Origin of the sequence: Noviherbaspirillum saxi, assembly GCF_003591035.1 — a bacterium.
Lineage (GTDB): Bacteria > Pseudomonadota > Gammaproteobacteria > Burkholderiales > Burkholderiaceae_D > Noviherbaspirillum > Noviherbaspirillum saxi.
The window spans coordinates 1,033,882-1,048,438 of sequence record NZ_QYUO01000001.1 but is presented as its reverse complement, the minus strand read 5'-3'; the positions used below and the strand labels follow the sequence as shown (position 1 = coordinate 1,048,438).

Annotated in this window: 13 protein-coding genes; 9 read left to right on the top strand and 4 right to left on the bottom strand. The window is 59.0% G+C overall.

The genetic code is table 11. The features are described from left to right. The first annotated feature begins 139 nt into the window (after positions 1-139). The 4 genes from thiL to D3871_RS05050 all read left to right on the top strand — a co-directional run bounded on the left by thiL (position 140) and on the right by D3871_RS05050 (position 6,163). Positions 140-1,111, top strand: a complete 972-nt coding sequence (gene thiL / locus D3871_RS05070; protein ID WP_119767902.1) for a thiamine-phosphate kinase — start codon at positions 140-142, stop codon at positions 1,109-1,111. Then, complete coding sequence (locus tag D3871_RS05065) at positions 1,108-1,641, top strand: phosphatidylglycerophosphatase A family protein (protein ID WP_233575517.1); 534 nt, start codon at positions 1,108-1,110, stop codon at positions 1,639-1,641. Before thiL ends, D3871_RS05065 begins: the two co-directional genes overlap by 4 nt. Before the next feature lie 320 nt (positions 1,642-1,961). After that, positions 1,962-5,630: a hydantoinase B/oxoprolinase family protein gene (locus D3871_RS05055; protein ID WP_119767900.1), complete on the top strand. Its 3,669-nt coding sequence runs from the start codon at positions 1,962-1,964 to the stop codon at positions 5,628-5,630. A 47-nt stretch (positions 5,631-5,677) separates the two neighbouring features. Beyond that, entirely contained in the window at positions 5,678-6,163 is a 486-nt protein-coding gene (locus D3871_RS05050) for a CinA family protein (protein WP_119767899.1), read from the top strand. A gap of 80 nt (positions 6,164-6,243) precedes the next feature. Here the strand turns inward: D3871_RS05050 and pyrF are convergent, their stop codons facing one another. After that, a complete protein-coding gene (pyrF, locus tag D3871_RS05045; RefSeq protein WP_119767898.1) occupies positions 6,244-7,068 on the bottom strand; it encodes an orotidine-5'-phosphate decarboxylase in 825 nt (274 codons plus the stop codon). Positions 7,069-7,158: 90 nt separating this feature from the next. Between pyrF and D3871_RS05040 the strand changes: the two genes are divergently transcribed. The 4 genes from D3871_RS05040 (at position 7,159) to D3871_RS05025 (ending at position 10,053) form a co-directional block, all read left to right on the top strand. Continuing rightward, positions 7,159-8,049, top strand: coding sequence for a DMT family transporter (locus tag D3871_RS05040; RefSeq protein WP_119769901.1), 891 nt, complete (start codon positions 7,159-7,161; stop codon positions 8,047-8,049). 77 nt (positions 8,050-8,126) lie between these two features. Next, on the top strand, positions 8,127-8,720 hold the full coding sequence (locus D3871_RS05035; RefSeq protein ID WP_119767897.1) for a LemA family protein: 594 nt from the start codon (positions 8,127-8,129) through the stop codon (positions 8,718-8,720). A 10-nt stretch (positions 8,721-8,730) separates the two neighbouring features. Beyond that, a complete protein-coding gene (locus D3871_RS05030; protein ID WP_119767896.1) occupies positions 8,731-9,552 on the top strand; it encodes a TPM domain-containing protein in 822 nt (273 codons plus the stop codon). Further along, positions 9,553-10,053 carry a TPM domain-containing protein gene (locus D3871_RS05025; RefSeq protein ID WP_119767895.1) on the top strand — a complete coding sequence of 167 codons (501 nt, stop codon included), beginning with the start codon at positions 9,553-9,555 and terminating at the stop codon, positions 10,051-10,053. It abuts the gene before it with no gap. 32 nt (positions 10,054-10,085) lie between these two features. Here D3871_RS05025 and D3871_RS05020 read toward each other — a convergent pair whose 3' ends face one another. The 3 genes from D3871_RS05020 to dacB all read right to left on the bottom strand — a co-directional run bounded on the left by D3871_RS05020 (position 10,086) and on the right by dacB (position 13,905). Then, on the bottom strand, positions 10,086-11,183 hold the full coding sequence (locus D3871_RS05020; protein WP_119767894.1) for a M48 family metallopeptidase: 1,098 nt from the start codon (positions 11,181-11,183) through the stop codon (positions 10,086-10,088). After that, entirely contained in the window at positions 11,180-12,421 is a 1,242-nt protein-coding gene (locus D3871_RS05015) for a YjgN family protein (protein WP_119767893.1), read from the bottom strand. The genes D3871_RS05020 and D3871_RS05015 overlap by 4 nt, the downstream gene beginning before the upstream one ends. Before the next feature lie 143 nt (positions 12,422-12,564). Continuing rightward, a complete protein-coding gene (dacB, locus tag D3871_RS05010) occupies positions 12,565-13,905 on the bottom strand; it encodes a D-alanyl-D-alanine carboxypeptidase/D-alanyl-D-alanine endopeptidase (RefSeq protein ID WP_233575516.1) in 1,341 nt (446 codons plus the stop codon). 129 nt (positions 13,906-14,034) lie between these two features. Between dacB and D3871_RS05005 the strand changes: the two genes are divergently transcribed. Further along, the gene (locus tag D3871_RS05005; protein WP_119769900.1) at positions 14,035-14,505 is read left to right on the top strand and encodes a MarR family winged helix-turn-helix transcriptional regulator; all 471 of its coding nucleotides are present in this window, start codon (positions 14,035-14,037) and stop codon (positions 14,503-14,505) included. Positions 14,506-14,557: the final 52 nt, after the last annotated feature.

The following is a 14,557-nucleotide window of genomic DNA, read 5'->3' as shown; positions in this document are numbered from 1 at the left end:
GCCGTTCATACTGCATGGCGAAAATGGTCTGCACATACATATATAAGACAGAGGAGAGGCTCGAAATGGTTGCGAAGATGCGCAAGGAGCCATCAACAGAAGACGATGTACATGGCATTTCCTTCGGTACAATCTGGGCATGCTGTCAGAATTCGACCTTATTTCCCGCTATTTCACTCGCCCCTCGCACAATTTAGGCAGCGCCGTTGCGCTCGGTATTGGCGATGACTGTGCGCTGATCACCCCCTCGCCGGGCATGCAACTGGCGATCTCCTCCGACATGCTGGTGGAAGGCCGCCATTTTTTTGCCGGGGCTGATGCCGGCAGGCTTGGTCACAAATGCCTGGCAGTGAACCTTTCCGACCTGGCTGCGATGGGGGCAAGACCGCTCGCATTCACGCTGGCGCTCTCGCTGCCATCTGCCGATCCGGCATGGCTAGCGCCCTTCTCGTCCGGATTGCTGGCTTTGGCGGACCAACACCACTGCGCGCTGATCGGCGGCGACACGACCAAGGGCCCGTTGAATATCTGTATCACGGTATTCGGCGAAGCGCTGCCGGGCCTGACATTGCGGCGCGATGCCGCGCTGCCGGGTGACGATATCTGGATTTCCGGAACGCTGGGCGATGCCAGACTTGCGCTGGCAGGGTACCGCAATGAAATCGTTCTTGATGATGCGACACTGGACAAGGCAGGCGAGCGCATGCATAGGCCGACGCCGCGCGTCGAACTGGGTACGGCGTTGAGCGGCATTGCACATGCTGCGATCGATATCTCGGACGGACTGGCCGGCGATCTTGGCCACATCCTGTCCAGATCCGGCACCGGGGCATCATTGATGGTAGACGCATTGCCTGCCGGACCGATGCTGTCCTTGCAGCCGGATGCGCTGCGGCGCCGCTTTACGCTGTCTGGCGGCGACGACTATGAATTGTGTTTTACCGCGCCGGCCGATCACCGCGATGCCGTGTTGACTGCGGCGCAACGAGCAAACGTTCCCGTTACGCGGGTCGGCAGCATCGACGCCGATGCCGGACTGCGGCTCCTGGATGCCAACGGTGCGCCACTGGCATTGCAACCCGCTTCATTCGATCATTTCGCTACCCCATGAATACCCTGGAATCCGGGCGCACCGCTGTCATAGTCAGGCCCAACGCCCGCTTCATGCTCTCGCATCCGGCGCACCTGCTAGCACAAGGCTTTGGCAGCGGCTTGTCGCGCATCATGCCCGGCACTGCCGGGACCTTGCTCTCATGGCTGAGCTATGCCGTGCTCACATCACGCTGGCCGGGCGTCTTCACGCCGGCAATATGGACTTTGATCATTGTTGCCGGATTTTTTATCGGCATCTGGGCTTGCCGCATTACCGGACGCAATCTTGGCATCGCCGACCACGGCAGCATGGTGTGGGATGAAATCATTGCGTTCTGGTCAGTGATGGTATTTCTTTCACCGGCGGACTTGGTGACACAGTGCTTGGCTTTTTTTTGGTTCCGCGTTTTCGATATGATGAAACCTGAGCCGATCCGCTACTTCGACCGTCGCTTCAAGGGCGGTTTCGGCGTGATGTGGGACGATATCGTTGCGGCGTTTTATACCTTGCTGCTGTTTGCGTTATGGCGCACGCTGTATCCGGTTTAAGATTGGCACAAAAAAAATCGCGGCCCGAAGACCGCGAAAGCTCGAATCTGCACATCGCTGCTCAAACCGGCCGCCTGATCGCTCAATCAGGACAACCTCTGTGCAAATTCATTGTGCGTGCTTCGACCGGTCTCCTCATTGAGGAAAATCACATGGAGGTCGCCGAGCGCACCTCTCGGTCGTAGAATCCCTATGACACGAGCAGCTAGGCTTCGGCGTCATCTGCTTCAAAGATTCCGGCAATAGCACAATCGAAAAACACATCGAGAAGGTCTCGCGCCGTTCCGCCGGGCGCAATTCTTTCAGGAAGGTGAAGCCACATGATGCAGCAACATCCAAAACGGGACAAACGCTGGCAATTCTGGATCGATCGGGGCGGCACTTTTACCGACATCGTCGCGCGCCGGCCGGACGGCAGGCTGATGACGCACAAGCTGCTTTCCGAAAATCCGGAACAGTACAAGGATGCTGCCGTGGCCGGCATCAAGCGCCTGCTGGGCATAGAATCCGACGCGCCGATCCCGTCTGCCCTGGTCGAAGCGGTCAAGATGGGTACCACGGTGGCCACCAATGCGCTGCTGGAGCGCAAGGGAGATCCAACGGCGCTCGTCATCACCAGAGGCTTTCGCGACGCGCTCCGCATTGCCTATCAGAACCGTCCCCGCCTGTTTGACCGGCACATCGTGCTGCCCGAACTGCTATATGAAAAGGTAGTGGAAGTCGATGAACGCGTCAGCGCGCAAGGCGATGTCATCCTGCCGCTGGATGAAGCGCAGATAAGGCGCGAACTTCAAGCCTTGCATGCGCAAGGCTATCGCGCAGTCGCCGTGGTGCTGATGCACGGCTACCGCTTCCCGCACCATGAAGAAGCAATCGGACGCATCGCGCGCGATATCGGCTTTACCCAGGTTTCCGTGTCCAGCAAGGTCAGTCCGATGATGAAGCTGGTGTCGCGCGGCGATACGACCGTTGTGGACGCCTATCTGTCCCCCATCCTGCGCCGTTATGTCGACCAGGTCGCAAGCCAGATGCATGGCGTGCGGCTGCTGTTCATGCAAAGCAATGGCGGACTCACCGATGCACATCGCTTCCAGGGCAAGGATTCGATTCTTTCCGGTCCGGCCGGCGGCATCGTCGGCATGGTACGCACCGCACAAAGCGCCGGATTCGACAAGGTCATCGGCTTTGACATGGGCGGCACCTCGACCGATGTCTCGCACTACGCGGGCGAATTCGAACGCCAATTCGAAACGCAGGTCGCCGGCGTGCGCATGCGTGCGCCGATGATGAGTATTCATACCGTGGCGGCGGGCGGCGGTTCGATCCTGCATTTCGACGGATCGCGTTATCGCGTCGGTCCGGACAGCGCCGGCGCGAATCCGGGACCGGCCAGTTACCGTCGCGGCGGCAGGCTGGCTGTCACCGATTGCAACGTCATGCTTGGCAAGATCCAGCCTGATCATTTTCCTGCGGTGTTCGGGCCCAATGCCGACCAGGCGCTGGACCGCGACATCGTGGTGCGCAAGTTTGCCGAAATGGCCGAGGAAATATTTCAGGCGACCGGCAACCGCCGCACGCCCGAGGAAGTCGCAGAAGGATTCATCGAAATCGCGGTCGGAAATATGGCCAACGCGATCAAGTTCATTTCGGTACAGCGCGGTCACGATGTCACCGAATACACCTTGACGACGTTTGGCGGCGCGGGCGGACAGCACGCCTGCCTGGTCGCCGATGCGCTCGGCATGACACGCGTATTCGCCCATCCCTTTGCCGGTGTGCTGTCGGCCTATGGCATGGGCCTGGCGGACCAGACGGCGATGCGCGAGCAGGCGATGGAGCTAACGCTTGCGCCGGCGATCCTGCCTATCGTGCGCGACAAACTGCAATTGCTGGCCGAAGAAGCGAGCGGCGACTTGATTTCGCAAGGCGTCGAACCATCCCGTATCGATGTCGTGCGGCGAGTTCACTTGCGCTACGACGGCACCGATTCGGTGATCGTGGTGCCCTTCGACACGGTCGACACCATGGTGTCGCAATTCGAGACTGCCTATAAGAAGCGCTATTCTTTTCTTATGCCGGACAAGAATCTGGTGGTGGAGGCGATCTCGGTCGAAGCGATCGGATTGTCCGGCGAGCACACCGTCAACCTCGAAGAACTCCCGGAACGCGACGGTCCCTTGCGCGCAGCCGAAACCGTACGCCTGTTCTCGGGCGGTCAATGGCACGATACGGCGCTATACCGGCGCGAAGATACGCGTCCCGGCGACATCATCCATGGCCCGGCCATCATCGTAGAAAAGAATGCGACGAATATCGTCGAGCCGGGTTGGCGTGCGGAAGTTACGCAACTCAATCATCTGGTATTGAATCGCGTCGAAGCGCGCAAGCAGCGCGAGGCCATCGGCACCACCGCCGATCCGGTGATGCTGGAAATGTTCAACAACCTATTCATGAGCATTGCGGAGCAAATGGGCCTGCGTTTGCAGAACACCGCATTCTCCGTGAATATCAAGGAGAGGCTGGATTTTTCCTGCGCCTTGTTCGATGCCACAGGCAACCTGATCGCGAATGCGCCGCATATTCCGGTGCACCTCGGCTCGATGGGCGAAAGCATCAAAACCATCATCCGGGAAAATTCAGCCAGCATGCAGCCCGGCGACGTGTACATGCTGAACGATCCCTATCATGGCGGAACACACCTGCCCGATGTGACGGTTATTACGCCGGCATTCGACCAGGCGGGTAAAACCGTATTGTTCTATGTCGGCTCGCGCGGCCATCATGCGGATATCGGCGGCATCACACCGGGTTCGATGCCTGCGAACAGCACGGTGGTGGAAGAAGAAGGAGTATTGATCAACAATTTCCAGCTGGTCAAGGCAGGACGGTTTCTGGAAGAAGAGGCGATCGCAGTGCTCTCGTCGGGTCGCTACCCTGCCCGCAATATCAGGCAGAATCTGGCCGACCTGCAGGCACAGATCGCGGCCAATCAGAAGGGCGTCGATGAACTCCTGAAAATGGTCGATCACTTCGGCCTTGAAGTGGTCCAGGCCTACATGAAGCATGTGCAGGACAATGCGGAAGAAGCGGTACGCCGCGTCATTACTGCACTCAAGGACAGCAGCTACGAATACCGGCTCGACAACGGTGCGGTCATCAAGGTCGCGATCCGCGTGGACCATGCAAACCGTGCTGCGGACATCGACTTCACCGGCACGTCGCCGCAGCTCGACAATAATTTCAATGCGCCGAGCGCAATCTGCATGGCCGCGGTGCTCTACGTATTCCGCACGCTGGTGGACAATGAAATACCGCTGAATGCCGGCTGCCTGAAACCCTTGAATGTGATCATTCCGGAAGGCTCGATGCTCAATCCACGCTATCCCGCTGCAGTGGTATCGGGTAACGTGGAAACATCGAGCTGCGTCACCAATGCGCTCTATGGCGCGCTGGGTATACTGGCGTCGGCACCGGGCACGATGAACAACTTCACCTTCGGCAATGCGACTTACCAGTATTACGAAACCATCGCCGGCGGTTCTGGTGCGGGCGATGGCTTCAACGGCACCGACGTCGTGCAGACCCATATGACCAATTCGCGGCTCACCGATCCGGAAATTCTCGAATGGCGCTATCCGGTGCGCCTGGAAAGCTATGAAATCAATCCGCATTCCGGTGGCAACGGCCAATGGCATGGCGGCAACGGCGGGATACGCAAGCTGCGCTTCCTCGAAGAGATGAATGCATCGATCCTGTCCAACAATCGCATCGTTCCCCCATTCGGCGCCGCGGGCGGCGAGCCGGGCAAATGTGGGCGGAACTATGTTATTCGCAACGATAGGCGCATAGAAAAACTCGGCTTTGTAGCCAGCACCGAGATGCAGGCAGGTGACGTGTTCGTGATCGAGACGCCCGGCGGTGGCGGCTTTGGAATTGCGGCGCAGGAAACGCAAGCCCGGCGAAGTGAATCTGGCTCGATGGTAAAGTAAGGCTATCTCATCATTTATCCGGAATCTGGATCAAGGAGCATCATCACATGAGCGAGATCATGGATCTGGCCCTACGCGTCGGCCAAGCCCTGCAGGCAAGGCGCATGCTGCTGGCAACCGCCGAGTCGTGTACCGGTGGGGGCGTCGCGCAAGCGGTGACCGATATTGCCGGCTCGTCGGAATGGTTCGAGCGCGGATTCGTGACTTACTCGAACGCAGCGAAGACCGACATGCTCGGCGTACCCGCAATACTGATCCAGGAAAGCGGAGCGGTCAGCGAAGAAGTTGCCGCCGCCATGGCGACAGGTGCGCTATCGCATAGCAATGCTCATGTCGCGCTGTCGACCACGGGCATTGCCGGGCCTGGCGGCGCAGTGCCCGGCAAACCGGTCGGGACCGTCTGTTTCGGCTGGGCGCTGGACGGGCGCACCCATACCGAACGCATCATATTTCACGGCGATCGGCAGGAAGTGCGTGAGCGCACCGTGCAGCATGCGCTGCAGGGCCTTTTGCGTTTTCTAGGGCAGACATGATGCTGGAAAATGCCGTCGTTCTTTGACGAAGGCAAAGCGCCTGACACTTATACCAATCCCGGTCCATAACGTGATTGGTATTAGCGAAAACGGTTGATCTCGTTCCTGGTATCCGCAGCGACGCGACGCGCAGCCTTTGCATGGTCTTCACCAGCAGCCTGGTCCGGTTTCGCATACAGGATGGCACGCGAGGAATTGATCATCATGCCGGTACCGGCACTGGTGCGTCCGGCATTCACCGTCGCCTGTACATCCCCGCCCTGCGCGCCGATCCCCGGGACCAGCAGCGGCATATCGCCAACGATGCGGCGAACCTGTGCAAGCTCGTCGGGAAAGGTTGCGCCGACGACCAGACTGCACTGTCCATTGGTATTCCATTTATCCGCAACCAGTTGCGCCACATGCTGATAAACGGGTTTGCCGTCTGCGGTCAGGAACTGCAGGTCGGAGCCGCCCGGATTGGACGTGCGGCACAGGATGATGGCGCCGCGGTCTTTCCATTCCAGATAAGGAGCCACCGAATCGAATCCCATATACGGATTCACCGTAACGGCATCGGCGCCGTAGCGCTCGAATGCTTCGCGCGCATATTGTTCGGCAGTCGCGCCAATATCGCCACGCTTGGCATCAAGCACAATGGGAATACGGGGATAGGTTTCGCGCACATAATCACATAGCGCCTCAAGCTGGTCTTCCGCACGCAAGGCGGCGAAGTAGGCGATCTGCGGCTTGAACGCGCAGGCAAGGTCGGCAGTCGCGTCAATGATGCCCTTGCAGAAGGCATACACCGGGTCCGGCCTGGTTTTGATCGCGGCGGGAAACTTGGCAATATCCGGGTCAAGGCCTACGCAAAGCAGCGAGTTGTTCGCCGTCCATGCGGCGGAAAGTTTTTCTATGAAAGTCACGGCAGAAAAGTAAGAAGTGAATGACCGATACCGGGCATTGTAACGTGCCGGCCTGCCGTTCCGGCATGATATCGTTCCGGCATGACCGACATGACTACCCTTACGCGCAAGGACTGGATCCTTCTCATCCTGCTGACCTTATTCTGGGGCATCAACTGGCCGATCATGAAAATCGGCGTGCAGGATTTTCCTCCGCTCAGCTTCCGCACCCTGAGCATGCTCGGCGGCCTGCCCACCATCTGGCTTGCCGCTCGCCTGCAGGGCGCGTCGCTCGCGATTCCCGCCGGGCGGGCTCGTGACCTTGCCTGGCTTGCGGTTCCCAACATGCTGATTTGGCACAGCTTCATGATTCTTGCCGTCAAGCTCCTGGCATCAGGACGTGCTGCCATTCTCGGTTACACGATGCCGGTGTGGGCAACGCTCTTTGCGCTGGCATTTTTTGGAGAACGACTGGTGCGCAGTGCCTGGCTCGGCGTGGCTTGCGCATTCGCAGGGGCATTGTTGTTGCTTTCCAGCGAGTTTTCCACGCTTGCCGGCAATCCGCTCGGCACGGTCTTCGCGCTGGTCGCCGCGGCCGGATGGGGTTATGGAACCGTCGTGATGAAACGCTCGTCCATCAATATGCCGACCATCTCGCTCACCTTCTGGATGCTGGCGCTGACCACATTGGTGATGGCCATTGCGGCCACCCTACTGGAAAGCGCTGCATGGCAGTGGCCGACTCCAGCAGCATGGGCAGCGATCGTATATAACGCGCTCCTCATCTTCGGCTTTGCGCATGTCGTATGGTTCAAGCTGGCGCGGACCTTGCCTCCGGTGGCATCCAGCCTGTCAGTGATGATGATTCCTGTCCTTGGGGTGTTTTCCGGAGCATGGTTCCTGGGGGAAACGCCGCATTGGCAGGACTATGCAGCGATGGGCTTGATTCTGGTGGCAATGAGCACTGTTCTGTTGAAACCCAAAGACGCCGCCCATAAATAAAAGACAATGGATAGAATGCAAGAATTGCGTTGCTCAGGCTGCGCGATTTTCAACCGGACGATAAGAGGAAACACATCATGACAAGGTGGACCCGATGGCTGGCAATCTCCCTGCTAGTCGCCCTGCTCGGCGGCTGCGGCTACAACGATTTCCAGGATAAGGATGAGCGCGTGAAGGCGGCCTGGGGCGAAGTCGTCAACCAGTATCAGCGACGGGCGGATCTTATTCCCAACCTGGTCAATACCGTCAAGGGCTATGCCTCCCATGAGCGCGAGACGCTCGAAGCCGTGACCCGCGCCCGCGCCGCCGCGACCAGTTTCCAGATCACGCCCGAGGTATTGAACAACCCGGAAGCATTCAACAAGTTCCAGCAGGTGCAGGGAGAACTGTCCGGAGCGCTGTCGCGCCTGATGGCCATATCGGAAAATTATCCCCAATTGAAAGCCGATACCAGCTTCCGCGACCTGCAGTCGCAACTGGAAGGAACGGAAAACCGGATCACCGTGGCACGTCAACGCTACATCCAGTCCGTACGCGAATACAACGTGCTGGCGCGCAGTTTCCCGACCAATCTGACGGCAATGATGTTCAACTATGACGTCAAGCCGTCATTCACGGTCGAGAATGAAAAGGCCATTTCGAACGCGCCGGCCGTCAATTTCGGCAAGTAACGTCAAGCACATGCCGACCTCCCTATTGCGATTGCTGTCCGGCGCTCTGCTTGGCGTGATCCTTGCCCTTGCCTTCGCATCCGCCGGCGCGCAGGAATTCGTGCCGGTGCCGCCGCTACAGGCGCGCGTGACCGACCAGGTCGGCATGCTGTCGGAAAGCCAGCGCGCCACGCTGGAAAACGTCCTCAAGGAATATGAAACTCGCACCGGCAGCCAGATCGCGATTCTGCTCGTCAGCAAGACTGAACCCGAGGCGATCGAGCAGTACAGCATACGCGTGGCCGATGAATGGAAGCTAGGCCGCAAGGGCGTCGATGACGGCGTGCTGCTGCTGGTGGCGAAAGACAATCCGCCATCTCTGCGGCGCTTGCGCATCGAAGCCGGACGCGGCGTACAGGGCTCGCTCACCGATGCGCAATCGAAACGCATCCTGCAGGATGTGATCGCGCCGCATTTCCGTCAAAATGATTTTTACGGCGGACTTGCGGCCGGCGTGTCGGCGATCACCAGCCTGCTCGACAAAGAGAGTATTCCCGCGCCCGAGCGTAGGCAAGCGGCTGTGGAAGAAGCTTCCGACGGAATTTCCCTTGGCGTGTTCATCTTTTTCGTGCTGATGTTTCTGCTGATGTCGCGCTTCGGTTCTTCACGCCGTCATGCACGCTCCCGGGATGGCTGGGGACGATCGGTGCCGGGCGTGATTCTCGGCGGCGGTCTGGGAGGCGGATTCGGCGGCGGTGGTTTTGGTGGCGGCGGATTCGGCGGCGGCTCTGGCGGCGGTTTTTCCGGCGGCGGTGGCGGTGCCGACGGCGGCGGTGCATCGGGGAATTGGTAAATGAGTACTTTTCATCGTCTGTTCAAACATCTCTGCACCACTGCCGCCGCAGGACGGCGTGCATTTCCGCCGGATTCGCTCGACGCGATCGAAGCAGCGATCACCGAGGGTGAACGTCGGCATCGTGCCGAGGTAAGGCTGATCGTCGAGCCGGCGTTAGGTCTGCAGGAAGTCCTGGCCGGGATGCCGCCGCGCGAACGTGCACGCGCGCTGTTCGCCCAATACGGGGTCTGGGATACTGAAGAAAATTGCGGCGTGCTGGTCTACGTCAACCTTGCCGATCACCAGGTCGAGATCGTCGCCGATCGCGGTGTCGGCAAGATCGTTCCCGCCAGCGAGTGGCAAGCCATTTGCCGTACGATGACCGAAGGATTTGCGCGCGGTGATTATCACAACAGTACGCTGGCGGCACTGACGCGCTTGAACGCCTTACTTCAGCAACATTACCCGGATGACGGTTCCACCAGAAACCAGCTGTCCGATCAACCGATGGTCCTGTAAAAGTGTAAGAGCGGCAGACAGTCGCAATCCGCTCAGCCGCCTGCTCCCGGCACGCCGCGCTGTCCGTCCGCCGCCTTCAGGCGCGCGATGCGTTCTTCGTCGCTGGGATGCGAGCTCAGGTATTCAATAGACTTGACAAGACGCGATTCCTCATCCTGCTTGCCGTTGGGCGCTGTCGGTCCGTCCTCTTGTTCTTCATCGTCCTCGGCATCATCGTCATGGGCATGCGACGCAGCCATTTTTTCAAACAGTTCCGCCATCGGGGTCAGAGCAATGCCGTTGGCCTGCATCATGTCGATCGCATACTGGTCGGCTTCGCGCTCAAAGTCGCGCGAATATTTTTGATCGAGCAAAAAAGTCGGTACCGCTGCCAGCGCACTGGAAACATCGCCGACCACCAGGTTGATCACGACGCCCACACCCAGAGCCTGAAACAGGCGCCGCAAGGAATGGCGGCGCTGCACGTGACCGAGCTCATGGCCCAGCACGCCGAGCACGGCCTTGTCGTCCTTGGCCAGCTTGACCAGCTGGTCAGTCATCACAATCACGCCATTGGGCAGAGCGAACGCGTTCGGTCCCATTGTGCTGTGGCGGAATTCAAGCCGGTATGGCGTCTGTTCGCCGCGCGGCTGCTTGAGGCCGGCAAACAGCTGGCGCAGCCTTGCCTGTTCCTGCGGATCCAGTCGCGACGCTTCCATCCAGCCTGCATCGATCAGCGCCAATTGTTCGTCGCCGATACGTTTTTCCATCGCGGGTGGTACATTCTGCACCAGCGTATCGGCAGCCCAGGGCAAGCCCCACTGGTACCCGGCAATCAGCAGCGCCAGCAGCGATACCAGCGCGCATAGCGAAAGCGGCCACTTGCGCTGCCAGCGCACCACGCGCGGCTCGCGATAGCCGTTGCGTCGCAACGTCTTTTCAAGCGAAGGATCGCTGCTCTCGATGTGTCCGCCATCTGGCAAACGCAGTATGCGCGGCGCATGTTCGAGCCGTTCGGAAACCTGTACCTTGGACAGCCGCACGGAACGCCGTACGCCCTCGCCGCTCATTGCCACGATGCCTTTGTGTATGAACAATTGGACCGCATGGCGGCGGGTGCTGCTGCCGTCGAAGAAATAAGCGTCGATCATAGGGCAATATCGATATCAAACAGATCACCGGCTTCCTGTCCGGCCGCGCCGACCCTATCATCCATCCTGTCGGCCATGAAGTCTTCAAGAGGACCGCCCGGAACCAAACTCAGACTTTCCACCCTGTACCGGACCAGGCGGATCGTGGCGAATGGTTTGTACAGACCGAGTGTAAAGGTAATGAGGAGCAGATTTGTCGCATGTATCCACAGCAGCTTGCGTGCGCCTGCCTTGCTCTCGAATCGATGCTGCCCTATTTCGGTATGGTTCCACACCATGTTCTGGATACGGCTTTCCAGATAGGCGCGTACAAACAGGTAAAACGCGTAGGCGCTTAGTACGCCATACAGCAGTGTAAAGAGCCAGCCGAACAGGGTATCGGCCAGCAGCGCGTAAACGCGCGCGGTCAGGAAAGCGAAGATGCCGGCCGGGATCGAGCCAAGAAACAGGAAACCGACCGCTTTTGCATAGGTCTTGAAAAAGCCCGAGGCATTTCCGTGAAAATAAAAGGCGGTCGTACCAAAATCCGCATGTTCGTGCTGATAGCGCTTGAGAAAATAATGCGCGAGCGGCACCGTGGCAGCCAGCGCAAGCATGGGCACCAGGGCGACCAGAACAATGAAGCCGATACCGGGATTACGTGAAAAGGAAGTAGCGACACTCCAGGCAAATAAGCCGATCGCGCCCAGCATCACCGGAAAAATGACCAGCTTGCGATAGGCTTCGCCCCCCGTGCCGCGAAAGTGGAAATGCACCCCGCCGTAACTGGAATTGGCCATCTTGAAGCGAAATGCACGCGCCAGCAGCCAGGGCATGACCGCACACAGCACGACGCCGACTGCAATCGCCACCACCGGCGAGATATCAAATGAAATGTGGTAGGCCGCTACCAGAACGAGTGCAACGATACGTCCCTTGAGAATGGCTATGGGATTGCCGTGGTAATCGAACACCGTCCCGTTTACCCGCGTATTGCGGTAAAGGTATTGCAGGCGGCGCACCTTGGCCCAGGCAGAATAGATACCGGCCGTCAGTATCGTCAACAGCAGGTTGACCACCCAGATGCGGAAATATTCGGAACCGGTGCCGGTAAACTGGAAAGCCTGCGGCGCTGCGGGATCAAAATCGGGCTGTGGCCTTGCAGGGCGAGGCTGTCCAGCGGCAGGCGGCGGCTGCCCACGGCCTTCCGTGGCAAGCGTCGGCGCCGTGGTCGCGCCCTCGATCGTAAGCTCCGCCATGCATGATCCCTGATTTGGCTTTTATGGTATTGCCGGGCTATGTTGCCGCAGTCTTGCTGGCAAGAATACCATCTGTCTGGCGCGCTGCAGCAAGGTTTTTATATCGGAGAATCAGGGAATGCAAACGGTCGTCTTGCCTGGACCTAACCTTTTTCGTAGACCCATTGCAGCAGCGCGTCCTGCGCTTCGCGTCCACGCTCGGCATTCGGATGATTGATCAGGCAAGCCACCGCATAGCGCTTGCCCGACGCCGCGAGCACATAGCCGGCAACACTGCGGACTTCATTCAGCGAGCCGGTCTTGATATGCGCCTTGCCGGCAACGCTCTGGTTCACCAGACGGGAGCGCATGGTACCGTCGTAAGCGACGAGAGGCAGCGATGACATGAACTCCGGCATGGTCGGTCCGCGGTATGCTTCCACCAGCATGCGGCCGAGTGTGCGAGCCGATACGCGTTCCGTACGCGACAGGCCGGAGCCGTTTTCGATGCTGAGTTCCGGCGCATCGATTCCCTTGTTGCCTAGCCAGGTCCGCACCACCGCGGCCCCGTATTCAGTCGTCGCCGGCAGTCGTGTTATGACGGCCCCGAGCGTCAGCAGCAGTTGCCGCGCCATTACGTTGTTGCTGTACTTGTTGATATCGCGAATAACTTCCGCCAGCGATGCCGATTCCCATTCGGCGACAAGCTGTGCCGCCGCAGGCAGTGCGCCATTGCGCACGTCGCCTTGCAGCGTGCCGCCCATGTCGGCCCACATCTTGCGGAAGATCAGCGCAAAGTACTGCGTATGCGTCATTTGGTGCGGATGTACATACCAGATTTTTTCGCCGCACGATGCGGGCAGGGTGCCGGGAAACCGCGCTCCCGCAGCATCGATGCTGGCATGCAGTCTATTGCGCCAGTCTCCGCAATCTCCATTGCCGAGCCGTGGCGCCGCGATGGAATACGGCGCCAGCGGCGGGTCGATGGTCACCTGCACCGAGCGCGTCCTCGGGTCCGGTGTGAAGCGGAAACCGAGCGCCTTGTAATTCAACAGCAAGGCATCCGGTCCTACGTTATAAGGCTTGGCCGGGTCGCCATCGAATGCCGCGGCGTCATGCGGCAGGCTTTCGAACAGACTGCGGTCGAGCACGACATGTCCTTTGATTTCCCGTATTCCCCGCGCCCTGATCCTGCGCAGGAACAGCCAGAAGTTTTCCAGTACCAGCTTCGGGTCGCCGCTGCCTTTGATGATCAGATCTCCATTCAAGACATCACCTTGGAGTGAGCCGCTCGCATAGGCCTGGGTTTTCCAGGAAAAGGTCGGGCCCAGGATTTCAAGCGCGGCATTGCTGGTCACCAGTTTCATGGTCGACGCGGGATTGAGCGACGTAGTGTCGTTCGACGCCACCATTACCTCCCCATTTTCGACTTCCTGCACATAGATACCGGCAGCACTGGCGGGAATATCGGCGCGTTGCAAGGCATCCGCAACGGGAATCGGCATTTGTTGGGCATGCGCGCGGAATGCGAGTACAAGTAACATACACGCAACTTGGAGACTGGTTGAAATTCGCATACGATGGTGGATATTAGATTACACACAATCGATTATCCCACGCCGGGCCCGCAGACCATGTCCAAATCCCTCCCCCCTCCCCGTCCGTCAGCCATTGACCCGCTTGCACTGGATAATCAGTTTTGTTTTGCGCTGTACTCGGCTTCGCTGGCCATGACCAAAACCTACAAACCCTTTCTCGACAAGTTGGGGCTTACCTATCCGCAATACCTGGTGATGCTGGTGTTGTGGCAGGAAGACGATGTGCTGGTCAAATCCATAGGCGAAAAGCTTTTCCTGGATTCCGGAACCCTGACGCCGCTGCTCAAACGGCTGGAAGCCTCCGAACTCATTGCCCGCACGCGCGACGAAACCGACGAACGACAAGTAAGGATTACACTCACGAAGGAAGGCCGCGCGCTGAAGAAGAAAGCGCAAAATATTCCGCATCAAGTGCTGTGCGCGAGCGGCCAGCCGCAGGAAGCGCTTGCAATGCTGCGCAGCCAGTTATCGACGATCCGCGACGACTTGGCAAAAACCCAAGGCTGAACACACGAGTCGAATATGGCAAACAAGTCGGCCGGAATTTAAATTGCACACA

Excerpts from the sequence above, each read along its gene's own strand:
- thiL (WP_119767902.1), top strand. The coding sequence starts at position 140 with ATGCTGTCAGAATTCGACCTTATTTCCCGCTATTTCACTCGCCCCTCG.
- D3871_RS05065 (WP_233575517.1), top strand. The coding sequence starts at position 1,108 with ATGAATACCCTGGAATCCGGGCGCACCGCTGTCATAGTCAGGCCCAAC.
- D3871_RS05055 (WP_119767900.1), top strand. The coding sequence starts at position 1,962 with ATGATGCAGCAACATCCAAAACGGGACAAACGCTGGCAATTCTGGATC.
- D3871_RS05050 (WP_119767899.1), top strand. The coding sequence starts at position 5,678 with ATGAGCGAGATCATGGATCTGGCCCTACGCGTCGGCCAAGCCCTGCAG.
- D3871_RS05040 (WP_119769901.1), top strand. The coding sequence starts at position 7,159 with ATGACTACCCTTACGCGCAAGGACTGGATCCTTCTCATCCTGCTGACC.
- D3871_RS05035 (WP_119767897.1), top strand. The coding sequence starts at position 8,127 with ATGACAAGGTGGACCCGATGGCTGGCAATCTCCCTGCTAGTCGCCCTG.
- D3871_RS05030 (WP_119767896.1), top strand. The coding sequence starts at position 8,731 with ATGCCGACCTCCCTATTGCGATTGCTGTCCGGCGCTCTGCTTGGCGTG.
- D3871_RS05025 (WP_119767895.1), top strand. The coding sequence starts at position 9,553 with ATGAGTACTTTTCATCGTCTGTTCAAACATCTCTGCACCACTGCCGCC.
- D3871_RS05020 (WP_119767894.1), bottom strand. The coding sequence starts at position 11,183 with ATGATCGACGCTTATTTCTTCGACGGCAGCAGCACCCGCCGCCATGCG.
- D3871_RS05015 (WP_119767893.1), bottom strand. The coding sequence starts at position 12,421 with ATGGCGGAGCTTACGATCGAGGGCGCGACCACGGCGCCGACGCTTGCC.
- dacB (WP_233575516.1), bottom strand. The coding sequence starts at position 13,905 with ATGCCGATTCCCGTTGCGGATGCCTTGCAACGCGCCGATATTCCCGCC.
- D3871_RS05005 (WP_119769900.1), top strand. The coding sequence starts at position 14,035 with ATGTCCAAATCCCTCCCCCCTCCCCGTCCGTCAGCCATTGACCCGCTT.